We start from the raw sequence: 17,509 nt of genomic DNA, 5'->3' as shown, positions 1-17,509 counted from the left end.
GCGGGCCATGGCTACCGGAACCTCGCCGGGCCGTGCTAAAAGCCCTCTCCAGTCATTTGCAAGCGTAGCGTAGAGAGGGTAGGCCGATGATGCGATTCAAGGTAGCCAAATCTATTTTGGCAAGAAGGCAGATCTTGGCACGAAGCACCCTGGCAGCGCTCCTGATCTGCGGTCTGGGACGGCCAGCCTCCGCCCTCGATATCGGCCCGACCACGATATCCCTGCCGGTCTTTGGTATTCCCCTCGACATTCCGATCCGCGCATCGCTCGACAGTAAGAGCGAGGCAGGCGGCGTCCAGCTCGACCTCGCCGTCACCGGCGATCTGAAATCCCTGCAGGACAATGCGCTGGCGATCGCGCGCAAATTGCCGTTTCCGGAGGATGCCTGTGCCCGCAAGGGCCCCAATCTCGTGGTCAACAGCATCGACAGCGCCCATATTCGCGCCGAGGGTGACACGGCGGTGATCGACGTTGCCGGCAAGGTGACGGCCTGGGGCTGCGCCAAGGTGCTGGGACAGAAGATCAAGACCAAGATCGCCACGGACAGGATTGCCATCACCATCCCGGTCGAGCTCTACATCCCGACGCCGCGCCAGGTTGCCCTGCGGGTGAAGGGAGAAGCCTCGATCAAGACCGGCGATCCGCAAATCACCGAAATCGCGACCGCCCTGCTCGGCAATCTCAACCAGCGCCTGACCGCGGCGGTGGCCAAGGCCCTCGACGAGGACAAGGCCCGGGCCTCCGTACCTCAGATACCGGGCCTCGACATCAAGATCGAGCAGGCCGTCTTCGCCCAGGATCAGGACAAGCTCCTGGTCAAGGCCAAGGCCGACGGCCACGCCACGTCAGCCGCCTTCGAGAGCCTGATCGGGCTCGCGGGCAAGAAGGCGCCGTGAGGCATTGTCGGGAAATAATTGAAGCACCGCCTTTTTCATGCCCGGGCTTGACCCGGGCAACCAGCGCCCTTGTCTTCGTTGCCTGAAAGGGGGCTGAATTGCCAGGGCAAGCCTGGCAATGACAAAGGCCGAGCCAAGTCGATTCATTTGTTCACGGACGAATCTTAAGCCACCTCAAAGCTGCTGCCTGAGCGTTTCCTGCACGGCTGAATCGAAGGAATCGGCCTTGTTTCTGCCGGTCTTGGTGCGCTCGGCCGCCACGAAGGCATCGCGCTTGCGATTGATCTCGGCGAGCTTCTCCTGCAGGCCCTTGCGCTTGGAGAGTTGCTCTTCGACATAGGCCTTGCGCTCGGCTTCGGACTTGCCTTGCAGCACTTTGGGAAGCGCCGAGGCCGCGACCTTGTCGAGGCTCTGGCGGCCATTGGCGATATCGGCGGTGAGATCTCCCTCGCCCGTCACCACCTCCTTGGGTCCGGCCTTCTTGCTGTAGAAGCTGGAATTGTCGACCTGAGCCGGGGCCGGCGCCTGCTTGCGCAGATCCATCTTGTTGCGGACGGCCTGCTGCCTTTCGCCATCGCCATAGGGCAGCACGGTATCGTCGAGCGACTGCTGCAGTTGCAGGATGTCCTCGTCATAGGGCGTGGGCACTTCGACGATCTGCCCGCCATCCTGGGGGATCGGCAAATAGCGGCCATTGCCGCGGCGGGCGATGTCCTGCCAGATCTGGCGGGTGTCGCCGGCATCGCCGGCCTGGACCGTGTTGACCACGATGCCCTTGGCCACGGCCGCCTTGACGATCTCGGGGTAGCGAGGCGCATTGGGATAATCCATGTGCGGCGGCGCATCCCCCACCAGGAAGATGATCTTGCGGGTCTGGCCTCCGCTATCCCATTGCAGGCTGCGGACAGCCTTATCCAAAGCCTCGTTCACGGATTCGGGCGTGTCGCCGCCACCGTCGGCGGTATATTGCACCAGATCGCCATAGAGCCCCTGGATATCACCCGTAAGGGCATGGACATCGGTGACATAGGCATCGCCGCGGTCGCGATAGCCGATCAGGGCGATGCGAATCTCCGCATCAGGATTGGCGTCGACGATGGCATTGGCGATCGACCAGATCTTGCGCTTGGCACCGTCGATCAAGCTCGCCATCGAGCCGGTGGTGTCGAGCACGAAGGCAACCTCGACGCGCGGCCGCACCTGCGGATCCGAGGTCGCATGGGCAGGCAGGATCGGCATCGCGAGCGCAAGCAGGCTGGCCGTCGCGAAAGCGAGGCGAAGGGCGGATTTCACGGCGTATCTCCCGGGCGTTCTGCAATCGAGTTGCAACACGCCAAGCTCGCCACCGATGATGGCAAAGTCGGGCTCTGGCAGTGGCGCAAGAGCGGCAAAGGAGGTCCTTGGCCGCCACCTGTTTCCTGCGGAACATGTCGAGCCGCGGCCCAGATGCGGCGCGGCGGCTTGCCATCTCCTACCCCAGGCGGGAATGTAGCCCCCCGCCGCCGTTCGAGCGGCCAGGCTCGCTGCTCGTTGGCGAAGACAAGACATTTGAAACCAGGAGGAAATTTTTGATGAAACGATTGATGGCGGCCGTCCTGCTGGCCGCAGGTGCATTCCTGGCTTCGCCAGCCAACGCTGCCCCCGAAAAAGTCATTCTCGACACGGATTTCTCGACGATCGGCGATGACGGCCAGGTGCTGATCATGGCGGCCCAATTGCAGAAGGATGGTGTGATCGACCTTCTGGGCATTACCGTGGTCACCGGCAATGATTGGCTGAAGCAGGAAGTCGCCGATGCCCTGCGCGCCGTCGAACGCCTCGGCATCGAGGACAGGGTCGGCGTCTATGCCGGCGCGAACCTGCCCTTGGTGCACGATCCCCGCAGCTTCGAGCATGAGCGCGCTTTGTTCGGCTTCGGCGAAAGCTACAAGACTTCGTTCCATCGCCCGCAGCCTAAGGATGCCGACCTGATCGCCCCGCCGGACGGCTTTGCCAAGAAAACCAAGCTGCGCAAGGACGATGCCGTCGACTTCATCGTGGACACGATCAAGGCCAATCCGCACCAGGTCTCGCTCTTGGTAATCGGGCCGGCCACCAACATCGCCCTGGCAATCCGCAAGAACCCGGAAATCGTGCCGCTGATCAAGCGCATCGTCTACATGGCCGGCGCGGTTGACGTGAAAGGCAACACGACGCCCGCCGCCGAGATGAACGTCTGGATCGATCCTGAGGCCGCCCGCATCGTCATGCGCGAACCGATCGAGCAAGCCCTGATTCCGCTCGACGTCACCGACATCACCCAGATCGGCAAGCCCGAGTTCGATCGCCTGACCGCTGGCAACGGCCCGATCCAGAAACTCTTCCAGGATAGCTGGATGGCCAAGAAATTCGCCAAGGATGACAAGGCCAAGGCCAGCGTATTCGATACGCTCGCCCTCGCCTATCTGGTCGATCCAAGCTTTGCGACGAAGGTCGACGATCTCTATATCGACGTCGACGTGGCGTTCGGGCCTGGTTATGGCCGCACGCTCGGCTATTGGCAGAAGCAGCCGACGGACCTCCTGCAGAAGGTGAAAGTGGTCAAGCAGTTCGACAACAAGCGCTTCTCCGATTTCTACGTCGACCTCTTGACCCGTCCGGTACCGGTCAAGCTGGCCGAGTAGGCAGGGTCTGCCCGACGTTCGGCCGTTGACGATGGCTCAACCCTTGTCATTACCGGCCTCGACCCGGCAATCCAGCTCTCGTTTCCAGAGCGGAAATCCGTCGACGCTGGATGCCCGGGTCAAGCCCGGGCATGACAAAACTGCGCCTGTACCGGCCCTGTCGGGTGATTTCCCGCAGATTCTTCAGGCCTTCGAAAGGAGACAAGGCTAGCTTTGCACCTCCGTGCCCGCTAAAAGCGGCGTTTCAAAATCAACTGTCAGTTGACTATTCAACTCCGAGTTCCCTCCCCCATGACCACCGAGCGCTATAACGCCCGCGACGCCGAGCCCAGATGGCAGAAGATCTGGGCCGACCAGGCGATCTTCGAAACCAGGAATGAGGATCCGCGTCCGCGCTATTACGTGCTCGAGATGTTCCCCTATCCCTCCGGGCGCATCCATATGGGCCATGTGCGCAACTACACCATGGGCGACGTGGTGGCGCGCTATCGCCGGGCCAAGGGCTTCAACGTGCTGCATCCCATGGGCTGGGATGCCTTCGGCATGCCGGCCGAGAATGCCGCGATGCAGAACAAGTCGCATCCGGCCAAATGGACCTATGCCAATATCGACACCATGCGCGGCCAGCTCAAGTCGATGGGCCTGTCGCTGGACTGGAGCCGCGAGATCGCAACCTGCGATCCCTCTTATTACCGCCACCAGCAGGCGATGTTCCTGGACTTCCTGCAGGCCGGCCTGGTGGAGCGCAAGGTTTCCAAGGTCAACTGGGACCCGGTCGACCATACCGTGCTCGCCAACGAGCAGGTGATCGACGGCCGCGGCTGGCGCTCGGGCGCCCTGGTCGAGCAGCGCGAACTGACCCAGTGGTTCTTCAAGATCACCGATTATTCGCAGGACCTGCTCTCGGCCCTGGACACGCTGGATCGCTGGCCGGAGAAGGTCCGGCTGATGCAGAAGAACTGGATCGGCCGGTCGGAAGGCCTGCAGGTGCGCTTCGAACTCGACGCGGCCACGGCGCCGCAGGGCGAGAACGAGCTGCTGATCTATACCACCCGCCCCGATACGCTGTTCGGCGCCAAGTTCATGGCCGTAGCTGCCGACCATCCGCTCGCCAAGGCTGCCGCCGCGAACAATCCGGAGCTGGCCGCGTTCATCGAGGAGATTGGGCGTACGGGTACCTCGGCGGCCGTGATCGAAACGGCCGAGAAGAAGGGATTCGATACCGGCATCCGCGCCGTGCATCCCTTCGATCCGGACTGGAAGCTGCCTGTTTACGTCGCCAATTTCGTGCTGATGGAATATGGCACGGGCGCCATCTTCGGCTGCCCGGCGCATGATCAGCGCGACCTCGATTTCGTCAACGCCTATGGTCTCGGCAACACGCCGGTCGTGTGCCCGCCCGACCAGGACCCCGCCAGCTTCGTGATCACCGACATCGCCTATGACGGCGAAGGGCGGATGATCAATTCGCGTTTCCTCGACGGCATGACCATCGAGCAGGCCAAGGAAGAAGTGGCCCGCCGGCTGGAGAGCCGGACGCGCGGCAACGCGCCCGTGGCCGAGCGCAAGGTCAATTTCCGCCTGCGCGACTGGGGCATCTCGCGCCAGCGCTATTGGGGCTGCCCGATTCCGGTGATCCATTGCGAGGTCTGCGGCGTCGTGCCGGTGCCCAAGAAGGACCTGCCGGTCAAGCTGCCCGACGACGTCACCTTCGACCGGCCCGGCAATCCGCTCGACCATCATCCGACCTGGCGCCATGTCGACTGCCCGCAATGCGGCAAACCGGCCCGCCGCGAGACGGACACGATGGACACCTTCGTCGATTCGTCCTGGTATTTTGCGCGTTTCACCGATCCGTGGATCGAGACGGCACCGACAGTCCGTAAGGAAGTCGATGCCTGGCTGCCGGTCGACCAATATATCGGCGGCATCGAGCACGCCATCCTGCATCTGCTCTATAGCCGCTTCTTCGTGCGCGCCATGAAGAAGACAGGCCATGTCGGCCTGGATGAGCCCTTCAAGGGCCTGTTCACCCAGGGCATGGTGGTGCACGAGACCTATCGCGCCGACAATGGCGAGTGGGTGGTGCCGGCCGACGTGCGCATCGAGGGCGATGGCGCCGAGCGCCGTGCCTTCAACAACCGCACGGGCGAACCGGTCGAGATCGGCTCGATCGAGAAGATGTCGAAGTCGAAGAAGAATGTCGTCGATCCCGACGACATCATCGCCGACTACGGCGCCGACACGGCACGCTGGTTCATGCTGTCGGACTCGCCGCCCGAGCGCGACGTAATCTGGACCGAGGACGGTGTACAGGGCGCCGGCCGCTTCGTGCAGCGCATCTGGCGCATCGTCAACGAGATCGCCGCCCATACGGCCTCTCCCGCTGGCCCCACCGCGAGCGAGGACGACGTTCTGGCCGTGCGCAAGGCCGCGCACCGGGCCCTGGCCGCCGTCGAAGCCGATATCGAGCGCCTCGGCTTCAACCGCTGCGTGGCGCATATCTACACGCTGGTAAACAGTCTCGGGCGCGCGTTGGACGGCACCAAGAACGCCGAGGCAGTGCCTGCCAATCTCGCCGCCGCCCTGAAGGAAGCCGGCGTCATGCTGGTGCAGTTGATCGCGCCGATGATGCCCCATCTGGCCGAGGAATGCTGGAGCGTGCTGGGCTGTCAGGGCCTGGTAGCCGAGGCTTCCTGGCCTGTGGCCGATCCTGCTTTGCTGGAAGACGACACCATCACCCTGCCGGTGCAGTTCAACGGCAAGAAGCGGGCCGATCTTACCGTGCCGAAAACGGCATCGCCAAAGGAAGTCGAAGCTGCCACACTGGCTGATGAAACCGTCCAGCGTGTGCTGGAAGGGCGCTCTCCCAAAAAGATCATCGTCGTGCCGGGAAGGATTGTGAATGTCGTCGTCTAGTCAGACCTCGCGCCGCGGTGCGCTGTTCGCCCTCGCCCTCCTGCCGGCCGTGATGCTGGGCGGCTGCTTCCGCCCGATGCTGGCGGATCCCGGCAACGGCTCGCCCGGGCTGAAGGGGCGCCTTGCTTCCATCGCCATCGATCCGGTCGACGACCGTGTCGGCCAGCAGGTACGCAACCGCCTGTCGTTCAATCTCACGGGCGGCGCCGAAGCGCCGCCGTCGCGCTACCGGCTGGTGCTTGCGACGTCGTCCAGCTTCGATTCCGCGCTGGTCGATGCACTGAACGCTACGCCCCAGGTCGACACCGTGACGCTGACGACGGATTATACGCTGCTCGATCCGGCCACGGACAAGATCCTGCTCAAGGCGAAGAACTTCGCGCGCAAGTCCTATAATTCCGGCCTGCAGCGTTTCGCCACCGTACGGGCGCGGCGCAATGCCGAGAACGATGCGGCCGACGTGATGGCCGACCAGATCCGGCTTCGGCTAGCAACCTGGCTCGCCGACCATCCCTGATCGCCGGGGTGAGGCACGCCCGTCCGGCGCGCCTCATCCTATCCCTGGTTCGGTAGCGGCTTGGCCCGCCTGCTTCGGTGCAACGCAAGGCACCACAGGCAGTAACGACACCATAGGCAGTAACGATACATGGCCTCCATCGAACGGCGCGCCGTCGATGCCTTCATCAAGAAACCGGACGCCCATTTCGCGGTGATCATGGTCTATGGGCCGGATACTGGCCTGGTGAGCGAACGTGTCCGTGCACTCGTGGCGGCCTCAGTCGACGATATCGACGATCCTTTCCAGCTCGTTCGCCTCGACGGTGACGAAATCAGCGGCGACCCGGCCCGCCTGGCCGACGAAGTCTTCACCATTCCCCTCTTCGGGGGGCGCCGCGCCGTGCGCCTGCGGGCCGGCAGCCGCAACATCGTGCCGGCGGTCGAGCCCGTGCTCGCCAACCCGCCAGCGGCCTGCCGGGTGGTGATCGAAGCCGGCGATCTCAAGAAGAACCATGCTTTGGTCTCCCTGGTGGAGAAATCGCGAGCCGGAGCGGTGATCGCCTGCTTCGGCGACGAAAATGCCAATATCGGCCAGATCATCGCCGAGGAAGTCGCCATTTCAGGCCTGACCATCGCGCCCGAAGCGCGCGAGACGCTGATCGGCCTTCTCGGCGGCGATCGCCTGGCCACCCGCAGCGAGCTGAAGAAGCTGACGCTCTATGCCCATGGTGCCGGGCGTATCGAACTGAGCGATGTCGAGGCCGTGGTGGGCGATGCCAGCGCGCTCGCCACCGACGAGATCATCGACGCCGCCTTTTCCGGCCGGGCCGACCTGCTCGACTCCACCTTGGCCAAGGCCTGGAATGAAGGGGTCAACACCTCTCAGCTGGCAGGAACGGCTCTGCGTCACGCTCTCCTGCTTCACCGCCTGCGAGGCGAGGTCGAGAAGGGCCGTCCTGCGGCCGCCGTCGTCGATTCGATGGGCATGCAGGTGCATTTTCGCCGCAAGGCCGGCGTCTCGGCTCAGCTTGCGGCCCTGACGATGGCGAGGCTCGATCGCATTGTGGCCGACCTGTCGGACGCCGTGCTCGATGCCCGCCGCAATGCTGCCCTGGGGCAGGCGATCGTCTCGCGCGCCTTGATGCGGATCGCCCTCATGGCGAAGGCCCGGCGCTGATCCTGCCTGCCCTGGGCGAGCCTTTTCCTGCAGCGCTGGCCTCGGGCCTTCACCCTCGATGCCCAGCCATAGAACAGGAAGCAACTTCACGGCCACAACAACTGTCGATTACTCTAATAAAGCCCTTATTAATTTACATTCATCGAAGAAATAAAGACAGAATACCGAAAATACCTCATCCTATCCTTCTGAATGCGCGAGAGCTAGCCCTGGAGGCGGCCGGAATTCAGCAGGGAGGACGCGTTGAGGACAGAGGAAGTGGCAGACTTGCCAGGCAGCGATCCGCTTCCGGCCTGGTTGATCTTTACCGGCGTGACTTTATTCGCCTTCCTGCTGGCATGGTATTTCGGGCTGATCGCCAGAATGGTTGCGAGTGACCGCACCTTCATCTCCGTCGTCATTGCCGTTCTATATGTCGTCGCCAGCCTGCACTGCCTGTGGCGCGTCCTGATCATCTCGAAGGAGGGGCAAGCAGCCCTGCGGTCGGCGCGGCTTCTCGTCCGCTACGAGAACGGTCGTTCCAATGAGCCGAAAATCGATCTCGTCAAGGAGCTGCCGGCCGGACTTGTCTCGTCCCATATCCGGGACCTCAAGACGAAAGCCAGCCTGCAGGGGCATATGCGCCTCGACCAGACGCTGCTGCTGCGTGTTCTCGCCAATCGCCTGCGGGGTTCGAACGGCCTGGGCGCCTTTGCCAGCGACACCCTGATGAAGCTGGGGCTCCTGGGCACCATCATCGGGTTCATCATGATGCTGGCGCCTATTGCCGGCCTCGACATCGAAGATCACGCGGCCATGCGAATCTCGATGTCGCTGATGAGCGACGGCATGGCCGTGGCCATGTATACCACGCTCGTCGGGCTGGCCGGCTCCATCCTCTTGAAGATCCAGTATCAATTCCTGGAGAACGCCACCGCCGCCATCTTTGCCTTCGCCGTGGATATTACCGAGGTCTATGTGGTCTCGGCGCTGGAGCGGCGGGCTCAGGCGGCATGATCGACGATTTCGACCTGATGCCTCGCGAGGAGGCGTTCGATCCGTTCAGCGTGGTGCTGTTCAAGGCGCTGCAGGTCGTCGCCTTCCTGTTCTTCATCGCCTTGATCATCGTGGCACCCAAGGCTGACAACGGCAAGGTCGACAGCAAGGCCGAATTCCTGATCAGCATGGACTGGCCGGACAACCACCCCGACGACATGGATATTTTCGTCCAGGACCCGCTTGGCAATGTGGTCTGGTACCGCCGCCGGGAGGCTGGCTTCATGCTGCTCGATCGCGACGACAGAGGTGGCATCAACGATTTCGTCATGGTCAATGGCAGCAAGGTTCCGACGGCGACCCGGCAGGAACTGGTCAGCATCCGAGGCTTCGTCGCCGGGGACTACACCATCAACGTCTACCACTTCACTGCGCTGACGGGTCGTATGGTGCCCGTGACAGTGACGCTGCAAAAGCTCAACCCCAAGGTGACCATCGTGGCCAAGGAGACGCTGGAGGTTGTCGACGGCGGCACCGAGAAGACTGCGCTACGCTTTACCATGGATGAAAAGGGCGCGGTGACGAAGGTCGATCGGACGCCGAAATCGATCCTGCAGACCTTCTACAATCCCCGCGCCAATGGTGCCAAGCCATGAGCTGGGTCCAGATCCATGTGCTTCTTCTCACGCTGGCCTATGTCACGACGGCGGCCTTGCTCCTTGCTATCGTGAGCAAGCTGGCATTCAACCGGCTGGCGAAGGTGGCGGCGATCTTGGCTGCCAGTTCCTTCTACGTCGCGGTCTTCTTCTCCACGCAGGGCCTGCTCGGCTGGTCCGCGCCAAGGGCCTTGCCCGAGCGTTTCAAGGTGTTGTGGACCTATGTGGTCGAGCCCGATCCGGCACACGCCAATCCGGGCGCGGTGCATCTTTGGGTCGAGGAACTCGATGCGGCCAATTTGCCCAGCGGTGAACCCCGCTCCTATCTCCTGCCCTATTCGCGACAATTGGCCGATCGGGTCAACCAGGCGCAGACCCAGATCAAGGACGGCATGCTGGTTGGCGGCAAGCCCCGTTATTATGGGAATCCGTCCTCGACCGAGGGTGTTTCCGGCCCCATCAATGTAAACGCACCGCCGGGCGGCGACCCTTCCGGAGGCGGGGTGCTCGATCCGGCCTTTCTCGGCGGCCAATCCAAGAATGTCGACCTCATTCCCCTGCCAAAGCCGATCCTGCCGGAAAAGGAACTGACCGAGCCGGCACAATGAACGGACCTGCTTCAGTACACCTCGATATCGGCTCTTCCTGGGTCCTATTTCAGGATCTTGGTCTGGTCGATATAGAAGATCCGATCCGGCAACTGCAGCTTGCGATCGATGCCGGAGATCGTCACCGTGGTGTCGTAGCCCTGCGGATCGGTGACGGTCCACTGCTTCAGATCGTAGTTCGGTGCCGGAAAGGTCAGCTGTATGCGGGACTTGCCGCCGCTGGCTGCCGACCCTTCCTCCAGGATGACGCTGATTCCGGCCGCTTCGCGCCCGACCGCCAGCACCCTGGAATCCTCGATCAAATCGAGCCTGTCGGCCAATAGAAAGCGCAGCGGCGTCTGCTTGATGAAATAGAGATCCTGGGTGTTGAGCTTGCGGTTGCGAACGGCCACCGAGGTGCCATCCGCCAGCAGTTGCAGCGAGGACGGCGGGTCATAGTCGAAGCGCATGCGGCCGGGCTTGGACACCCAGAACTTGCCATTGATGCGCTTACCGTCAGAGCCGACCTGCACGAAGCTGCCTGAGAAGAATTTGATATTGTTGAAATAACTGTCGATCTGGTCGAGTGTCGCCTTGTCGGCCGCACTGAGTGCCTTGGGATTGATGCGATGGGTATCGATTTCCAGAGGCTGGCCCGAGGCGACCAAGTCGGGTGACGGCAGGGCGTCGGCGGCAGCCGGCACCGTGGCGGCGGGCGGCGTACCGGACTCGTTCTGCCCATAGGCAGTGCCGGCCAGCAAGGACAGGCTCAGAGCGACGAGAACGGTACGGGCAAAAGGCATTGCAAACTCCGAGACGACCGGCGCGGAGACCGGAACCGGCAACTGGAAACGAATGGGGCACATCCCATATGGAATGTGCCCTAAAGCGTGTCTATGGCCTTTTAGCGGCTTTGCAACAACAAAGCCGTGCAGAAGCCGCGATCAAATATGGATCGCACGTCCTTCGACGGCCAGCGCTGCCTCCTTGACGGCTTCCGACATGGTCGGATGCGCGTGGCAGGAACGGGCGAGATCCTCGGATGAGCCGGTGAACTCCATCAGCACCACGCCTTCATGGATCATCTCGCCGGCACCGGCACCAAGGATGTGCACGCCGAGCACGCGGTCCGTGCTCGCATCCGCAATTACCTTGACGAAACCTTCGGTGGTGCGGTTGGCGCGGGCACGGCCATTGGCGGTGAAGGGGAATTTGCCGACCTTGTAGGCGATACCGGCCGATTTGAGCTCTTCCTCGGTCTTACCCACCGAAGCGATCTCGGGATAGGTGTAAACCACCGCCGGAATGACGTCGTAGTTCACATGACCGTGCTGGCCGGCCAGGATCTCGGCGACGGCAATGCCCTCGTCCTCGCCCTTATGCGCCAGCATTGGCCCGCGCACCACGTCTCCGATGGCATAGATGCCGGGGACATTGGTGGCGAAATGGTCGTCGATAACAACCCGCCCACGCTCGGTGACGACACCGGCTTCCTCCAGGCCAAGGCCGTCCGTATAGGGCCGACGGCCGGTGGCGACCAGCACGATGTCGGCTGCGATGGTTTGCTTGTCGCCGCCCGCCACCGGTTCCACGGAGACGACGGCACCCGCAGCGCTGGTCTCGACACCGGTGACCTTGGTGGCGAGCTTGAACTCGATGCCCTGGCGGCCGAGCAGACGCTGGGCCTGCTTGACGACCTCGCCATCCATGCCGGGCAGGATACGATCAAGGAATTCGACCACCGTAACCTCGGCGCCGAGGCGGCGCCATACCGAGCCGAGCTCGAGGCCGATCACGCCGGCGCCGATGACGACCAGCTTCTTCGGCACGGTGGCGAGCTCGAGCGCGCCTGTGGAGGAAACCACGGTCTTCTCGTCGATGGTGACGCCGGGAAGCTGGGCGACATCCGAACCCGTGGCGATCACGATCGACTTGGTTTCCAGCGTTTCAACCGAACCGTCTTCGGCCGTCACCTCGACCTTGCCGGCAGCGAGGATCTTGCCGGTGCCTCGATAGGCCGTGATCTTGTTCTTCTTGAACAGGAAGGCAACGCCCTGGACATTGGCGTCCACGGTCTCCTGCTTGTGCTTCAGCATCTGGCCGAGATTGAGCACGGGCGCCGGCACTTCGATGCCGAAGGCCTTGAAGCCATGCCCGGCCTCGTCGAACAGTTCGGAAGCGTGCAGCAGCGCCTTGGACGGGATGCAGCCGACATTGAGGCAGGTGCCGCCATAGGTGGCACGCTTCTCGACCACTGCGACATTCATGCCGAGCTGGGCGGCGCGAATGGCGCAGACATAACCGCCGGGGCCAGTGCCGATAACGACGAGATCATGAGAGGGCATGGGCTTTCTCGTTTTTCTTTACCCTCCCCAGGAGGGGGAGGGGCGGCCGGAGGCCGGGGTGGGGTGATTTCCGCGCGCCCGTCGATACGACCAAGTGTGGCAGCGCTCCGCAATGTTGAGCCACCACCCCACCCCGACGCTACGCGTCGACCCTCCCCCTGCAGGGGAGGGTAAAATTTTACAGATCCAGTACCAGACGAGCCGGATCCTCCAGGCTCTCCTTGACGCGCACCAGAAAGGTGACCGCTTCCTTGCCGTCAATGATGCGATGGTCATAGGACAGCGCCAGATACATCATCGGACGCGCCACGATCTGGCCGCCGATGACCATTGGACGCTCCTGGATCTTGTGCATGCCGAGGATGGCCGACTGGGGCGCATTGAGGATCGGCGTCGACATCAGCGAACCATAGACGCCGCCATTGGAGATGGTGAAGGTGCCGCCCTGCATCTCCTCGATCTTGAGCTGGCCATCACGCGCGCGCTTGCCGAAATCGGCGATGGTCTTCTCGATGCCGGCGAGGCCGAGCGTCTCGGCATCCCGGATCACCGGCACGACGAGGCCCTTGTCGGTGCCGACGGCGACGCCGACGTGACAATAGTTCTTGTAGATGACGTCCTGCCCGTCGATCTCGGCATTGACGGCCGGCATCTCCTTGAGGGCCTGGGTGCAAGCCCGCACGAAGAAGGACATGAAGCCGAGCTTCACGCCGTGCTTCTTCTCGAACAGATCCTTGTACTGGTTGCGCAGCGCCATGACGTTGGTCATGTCGACCTCGTTGAAGGTCGTCAGCATGGCCGCATTGGCCTGCGCTTCCTTGAGGCGGCGGGCGATGGTCTGGCGCAGCTTGGTCATGCGCACGCGTTCCTCGCGCGCGGCATCGGCCGGGGGCGAAGCGACCCGCGGAGCTGATGGCACCGGAGCAGCGGCAGGAGCCGGTGCGGGAGCTGCAGCCGGGGCCGTGGTTTGGGCCGGCTGAGCCGTAAGCACATCGCCCTTGAGCACCTGGCCGCGGCGGCCAGACCCTTCGATCTGGGCGGGGTCGAGCCCGCGATCGGCGGCGATCTTGGCCGCGGCGGGCGAAGGCGGAACAGCGGAAGCAGCCGGCGCGGCGGCGGCCGGCGCAGCAGGGGCTGGTGCCGGGGCGGCAGGAGCCGGAGCGGGCGCGGCGGCCGGGGCAGCGGCTGTGCCGGAGCCCGCCCCGATGGTGCCGAGCGTGGCGCCCGGCCCGACGGTCTCGCCGGTCTTGGCCAGGATCTCGCCAAGCACGCCGGCGGCCGGGGCATTGACTTCCAGCGTGACCTTGTCGGTCTCGAGTTCCACCAATGGCTCGTCGGCCCTCACGGCCTCACCCGGCTTCTTGAACCATTTACCGATGGTGGCTTCCGTGACCGATTCGCCCAGGGTCGGCACCTTGATTTCCGTCGCCATGCTCTCACGCCCGCCTTGAGGCGCCCTCTTTTTCAAAGCGTTTTGCGATCTGGCGGAATCGCCAAGAATCGCAAAGACGCGTCCATACAAAAAGTTAGAGCAAGGAAGCGTTTTCATCAAAACGCGCTTTGCTCTGGGGAGTTGCGGCAAGCGGGAACAGATCCCGCCCGCCGGTGCGAAGTGAGCCCGTCAGATCGTCAGGGCTTCGTCGGTGAAGGCTTGCAACTGGGCCAGATGCTTGGACATCAGCCCCGTTGCGGTCGCGGCGGAAGCCGGACGGCCGGCATAGGCAGCCCGCTTGGCCTTGGTGCCCGCCTGCCCCAGCACCCATTCCAGATAGGGCTCGACGAAGGACCAGGAGCCCATGTTCTTGGGCTCTTCCTGGCACCAGACCACATCGGCCTTGCGGAAGCGCGACAGCTCGTTGGCCAGCGACTTCAGGGGGAAGGGATAGAGCTGCTCGACGCGCAGCAGATAGATGTCGTCGATGCCCCGCTTCTCGCGCTCGTCGAGCAGGTCGTAATAGACCTTGCCCGTGCACAGGATGACACGCCGGATCTTCTCGTCCGCCACCAGCTTGGTGGTGGAATTGCCGAACTGGGCATCATCCCACAGGATGCGATGGAAGGTGGTGTCGGCCCCCATCTCGCTGAGCTTGGAGACGCAGCGCTTGTGGCGCAGCAGCGATTTCGGCGTCATCAGGATCAAGGGCTTGCGGATGTCGCGCTTGAGCTGCCGGCGCAGGATGTGGAAATAGTTCGATGGCGTCGTGCAGTTGGCGACCTGCATGTTGTCCTCGGCGCACATCTGCAGGAAGCGCTCGAGGCGGGCCGAGGAATGCTCGGGCCCCTGCCCCTCATAGCCATGCGGCAGCAGGCAGACCAGGCCGGACATGCGCAGCCATTTGCGCTCGCCCGAGGAGATGAACTGGTCGAACACCACCTGGGCGCCATTGGCGAAGTCACCGAACTGGGCTTCCCACAGGGTCAGCGCCTTGGGCTCGGCCAGCGAGTAGCCATATTCGAAGCCGAGCACGGCCTCTTCCGAGAGCATCGAGTTGATGACCTCGTATTTGCCCTGACCTTCGCGGATGTTCTTGAGCGGCGTGTAGCGCTTCTCCGTCTCCTGGTCGATCAGCACGGAATGGCGCTGGGAGAAGGTGCCGCGCTCGCAGTCCTGGCCCGAGAGCCGCACGCGATGGCCCTCGTCGCACAACGTGCCGAACGCCATGGCCTCGGCGGTCGCCCAATCGAGCCCCTCACCGGTCTCGATCATCTTCCGGCGCGTTTCCATGAAGCGCTGGATGGTCTTGTGGACCTGGAAGCCTTCCGGGAGCTTGGTCAGCGCATTGCCGATCTGGGTGAGCTTGGCCATATCGACGCCGGTAGCGCCGCGGCGCGGATCGTCGTCGCCCGAACCGATCGCCTTGAGGCCGGCCCACTGCCCGTCGAGCCAATCGGCCTTGTTGGGCCTGTAGGCCTGGCCAGCCTCTTGTTCGGCCTCCAGGCGCGCGCGCCAGTCGGCCTTCATCTTCTCGACCTCGCCGGCGGTGACCACGCCGGTCTCGATCAACCTGTTCGAGTAAAGCTCGACCACGCCCGGATGCGAGCGGATCTTGCGATACATCAGGGGCTGGGTGAAGCCCGGCTCGTCGCCCTCGTTGTGCCCGAAGCGGCGATAGCAGAACATGTCGATGACGACCGTCTTGTGGAAGGTCTGGCGGAATTCCGTCGCCACCTTGGCGGCGAACACCACCGCCTCCGGATCGTCGCCATTCACATGGAAGATCGGCGCCTCGATCATCTTCGCCACGTCGGAAGGATAGGGCGAAGAGCGCGAATAGCGCGGATAGGTGGTGAAGCCGATCTGGTTGTTGATGATGAAATGCATCGAGCCGCCGGTGCGGTGCCCCTTCAGGCCCGACAGGCCCAGGCATTCGGCGACCACGCCCTGGCCGGCAAAAGCAGCATCGCCATGGATGAGCAGCGGCATCACCTTGGCGCGCGAATCGGTGTCGCCATGCTGGTCCTGCTTGGCGCGCACCTTGCCGAGCACCACGGGATCGACGATCTCGAGATGGGACGGATTGGCGGTCAGTGACAGATGCACCTTGTTGCCGTCGAACTCGCGGTCCGACGAGGCACCGAGGTGGTATTTCACGTCGCCGGAGCCTTCCACGTCGTCGGGCGTATAGGAACCGCCCTTGAACTCGTGGAAGATGGCGCGATGCGGCTTGCCCATCACCTGGGCGAGCACGTTGAGGCGGCCGCGATGGGCCATGCCCAGCACGATGTCCTGCACGCCGAGCGCGCCGCCGCGCTTGATGATCTGCTCCAGCGCGGGAATGGCCGATTCCGAACCGTCGAGGCCGAAGCGCTTGGTGCCGGTATATTTGACGTCGATGAACTTCTCGAAGCCTTCGGCCTCGATCAGCTTGGAAAGGATTGCGCGCTTGCCCTCGCGGGTGAAGGTGATCTCCTTGTCCGCCCCTTCGATGCGCTGCTGGATCCAGGCCTTCTGGGCGGGATCGGAGACATGCATGAACTCGACACCGAGGGTCGAACAATAGGTGCGCTTGAGGATCGTCTCGATCTCGCGGATGGTCGCGAATTCCAGACCGAGGACATGGTCGATGAAGATCTTGCGATCGAGGTCGGCTTCCGAAAAGCCATAGGTCTGCGGATGCAGCTCTTCGTGATCGCGCGCTTCCTGCAGACCGAGTGGATCGAGATTGGCGAAGAGGTGGCCGCGCATGCGATAGGCGCGGATCAGCATGATGGCACGCACCGAGTCGCGCGTCGCCTGCAGCATGGCCTCGGAGGAGATGGCCGCGCCCTGGGCATCCGCCTTGGCCTTGATCTTCTCGCCGACCTTCTTCTCGATCTGGCCCCAATTGCTGTCGAGGGCCGAGACGATTTCACCATTGGCCGCAATCGGCCAGTTGGGTCTGGCCCAACTCGCGCCACGCGCATTCTTCTCGACGATCGCCTTGTCGTCGGCGAGACCGGCAAAGAAGGCCGCCCACTCGCCGTCGACCGAGGACGGATTGTCCTCGTAGCGCGCATAGAGATCTTCGAGATACTCGGCGTCGCCACTATAGGCGAAGCTTTGCAGGTTCATGTCGTCTTGACGATCCATCGTCCCGTTCCTTCGGTTCCGAGGGCCGGGGCGACGGCCCCGGTCCGATCTCAGCCCCTTTTTGGCTTCAGCCCTTCAGCAATTCGGTGAGCGTGGTACCGAGGCGAGCGGGGGATGGGGATACCCTGACGCCAGCGGCTTCGAGCGCGGCGATCTTGGAGCCGGCATCGCCCTTGCCGCCGGAGATGATGGCGCCGGCATGGCCCATGCGCCGTCCGGGCGG

At 63.3% G+C, this 17,509-nt stretch carries 13 protein-coding genes and 1 pseudogene; 8 read left to right on the top strand and 6 right to left on the bottom strand.

The features are described 5' to 3' along the window. Positions 1 to 134 precede the first annotated feature (134 nt). A complete protein-coding gene (locus AB4037_RS00070; protein ID WP_441770126.1) occupies positions 135 to 896 on the top strand; it encodes a hypothetical protein in 762 nt (253 codons plus the stop codon). Between the two features lie 174 nt (positions 897 to 1,070). On the opposite strand, the gene AB4037_RS00065 is transcribed toward AB4037_RS00070, so the two are convergent. Next, on the bottom strand, positions 1,071 to 2,189 hold the full coding sequence (locus AB4037_RS00065) for a vWA domain-containing protein (RefSeq protein ID WP_434958107.1): 1,119 nt from the start codon (positions 2,187 to 2,189) through the stop codon (positions 1,071 to 1,073). 278 nt (positions 2,190 to 2,467) lie between these two features. Here AB4037_RS00065 and AB4037_RS00060 point away from each other — a divergent pair, with 278 nt between their 5' ends. From AB4037_RS00060 to AB4037_RS00030, 7 genes are all read left to right on the top strand, one after another. After that, a complete protein-coding gene (locus tag AB4037_RS00060; RefSeq protein ID WP_441770125.1) occupies positions 2,468 to 3,559 on the top strand; it encodes a nucleoside hydrolase in 1,092 nt (363 codons plus the stop codon). A 291-nt stretch (positions 3,560 to 3,850) separates the two neighbouring features. Next, entirely contained in the window at positions 3,851 to 6,478 is a 2,628-nt protein-coding gene (leuS, locus tag AB4037_RS00055) for a leucine--tRNA ligase (RefSeq protein WP_441770124.1), read from the top strand. After that, positions 6,465 to 6,995, top strand: a complete 531-nt coding sequence (lptE, locus tag AB4037_RS00050; RefSeq protein ID WP_441770123.1) for an LPS assembly lipoprotein LptE — start codon at positions 6,465 to 6,467, stop codon at positions 6,993 to 6,995. The genes leuS and lptE overlap by 14 nt, the downstream gene beginning before the upstream one ends. Before the next feature lie 129 nt (positions 6,996 to 7,124). Continuing rightward, positions 7,125 to 8,153, top strand: a complete 1,029-nt coding sequence (gene holA / locus AB4037_RS00045; protein ID WP_441770122.1) for a DNA polymerase III subunit delta — start codon at positions 7,125 to 7,127, stop codon at positions 8,151 to 8,153. A 258-nt stretch (positions 8,154 to 8,411) separates the two neighbouring features. Further along, positions 8,412 to 9,149, top strand: coding sequence for a MotA/TolQ/ExbB proton channel family protein (locus AB4037_RS00040; RefSeq protein ID WP_441770121.1), 738 nt, complete (start codon positions 8,412 to 8,414; stop codon positions 9,147 to 9,149). Beyond that, positions 9,146 to 9,784 (top strand): hypothetical protein, encoded by a 639-nt coding sequence (locus AB4037_RS00035; RefSeq protein ID WP_434958113.1) that lies wholly within the window; start codon positions 9,146 to 9,148, stop codon positions 9,782 to 9,784. The genes AB4037_RS00040 and AB4037_RS00035 overlap by 4 nt, the downstream gene beginning before the upstream one ends. Then, positions 9,781 to 10,392, top strand: coding sequence for a hypothetical protein (locus AB4037_RS00030; protein ID WP_441770120.1), 612 nt, complete (start codon positions 9,781 to 9,783; stop codon positions 10,390 to 10,392). Before AB4037_RS00035 ends, AB4037_RS00030 begins: the two co-directional genes overlap by 4 nt. Before the next feature lie 44 nt (positions 10,393 to 10,436). Here AB4037_RS00030 and AB4037_RS00025 read toward each other — a convergent pair whose 3' ends face one another. From AB4037_RS00025 to AB4037_RS00005, 5 genes and pseudogenes are all read right to left on the bottom strand, one after another. After that, positions 10,437 to 11,174, bottom strand: coding sequence for a LolA family protein (locus tag AB4037_RS00025; protein ID WP_434958115.1), 738 nt, complete (start codon positions 11,172 to 11,174; stop codon positions 10,437 to 10,439). Between the two features lie 141 nt (positions 11,175 to 11,315). Next, positions 11,316 to 12,716, bottom strand: coding sequence for a dihydrolipoyl dehydrogenase (gene lpdA / locus AB4037_RS00020; RefSeq protein ID WP_434958116.1), 1,401 nt, complete (start codon positions 12,714 to 12,716; stop codon positions 11,316 to 11,318). A gap of 178 nt (positions 12,717 to 12,894) precedes the next feature. Beyond that, complete coding sequence (odhB, locus tag AB4037_RS00015) at positions 12,895 to 14,148, bottom strand: 2-oxoglutarate dehydrogenase complex dihydrolipoyllysine-residue succinyltransferase (protein WP_434958117.1); 1,254 nt, start codon at positions 14,146 to 14,148, stop codon at positions 12,895 to 12,897. Between the two features lie 189 nt (positions 14,149 to 14,337). Further along, positions 14,338 to 17,286 carry a 2-oxoglutarate dehydrogenase E1 component gene (locus AB4037_RS00010; protein ID WP_434958118.1) on the bottom strand — a complete coding sequence of 983 codons (2,949 nt, stop codon included), beginning with the start codon at positions 17,284 to 17,286 and terminating at the stop codon, positions 14,338 to 14,340. 67 nt (positions 17,287 to 17,353) lie between these two features. Next, positions 17,354 to 17,509 (bottom strand): annotated as a pseudogene (locus tag AB4037_RS00005) (succinate--CoA ligase subunit alpha); the annotation flags it as partial.

Source organism: Labrys sp. KB_33_2, assembly GCF_052114505.1.
Lineage (GTDB): Bacteria > Pseudomonadota > Alphaproteobacteria > Rhizobiales > Labraceae > Labrys.
The sequence above is the reverse complement of the archived record's forward strand: the minus strand, read 5'-3'. Positions and strand labels throughout refer to the sequence as shown.

Coding starts and splice junctions, on each gene's coding strand:
- leuS (WP_441770124.1), top strand. CDS start 3,851: ATGACCACCGAGCGCTATAACGCCCGCGACGCCGAGCCCAGATGGCAG.
- lptE (WP_441770123.1), top strand. CDS start 6,465: ATGTCGTCGTCTAGTCAGACCTCGCGCCGCGGTGCGCTGTTCGCCCTC.
- odhB (WP_434958117.1), bottom strand. CDS start 14,148: ATGGCGACGGAAATCAAGGTGCCGACCCTGGGCGAATCGGTCACGGAA.
- AB4037_RS00025 (WP_434958115.1), bottom strand. CDS start 11,174: ATGCCTTTTGCCCGTACCGTTCTCGTCGCTCTGAGCCTGTCCTTGCTG.
- AB4037_RS00060 (WP_441770125.1), top strand. CDS start 2,468: ATGAAACGATTGATGGCGGCCGTCCTGCTGGCCGCAGGTGCATTCCTG.
- AB4037_RS00035 (WP_434958113.1), top strand. CDS start 9,146: ATGATCGACGATTTCGACCTGATGCCTCGCGAGGAGGCGTTCGATCCG.
- AB4037_RS00030 (WP_441770120.1), top strand. CDS start 9,781: ATGAGCTGGGTCCAGATCCATGTGCTTCTTCTCACGCTGGCCTATGTC.
- AB4037_RS00010 (WP_434958118.1), bottom strand. CDS start 17,286: ATGGATCGTCAAGACGACATGAACCTGCAAAGCTTCGCCTATAGTGGC.
- lpdA (WP_434958116.1), bottom strand. CDS start 12,716: ATGCCCTCTCATGATCTCGTCGTTATCGGCACTGGCCCCGGCGGTTAT.
- holA (WP_441770122.1), top strand. CDS start 7,125: ATGGCCTCCATCGAACGGCGCGCCGTCGATGCCTTCATCAAGAAACCG.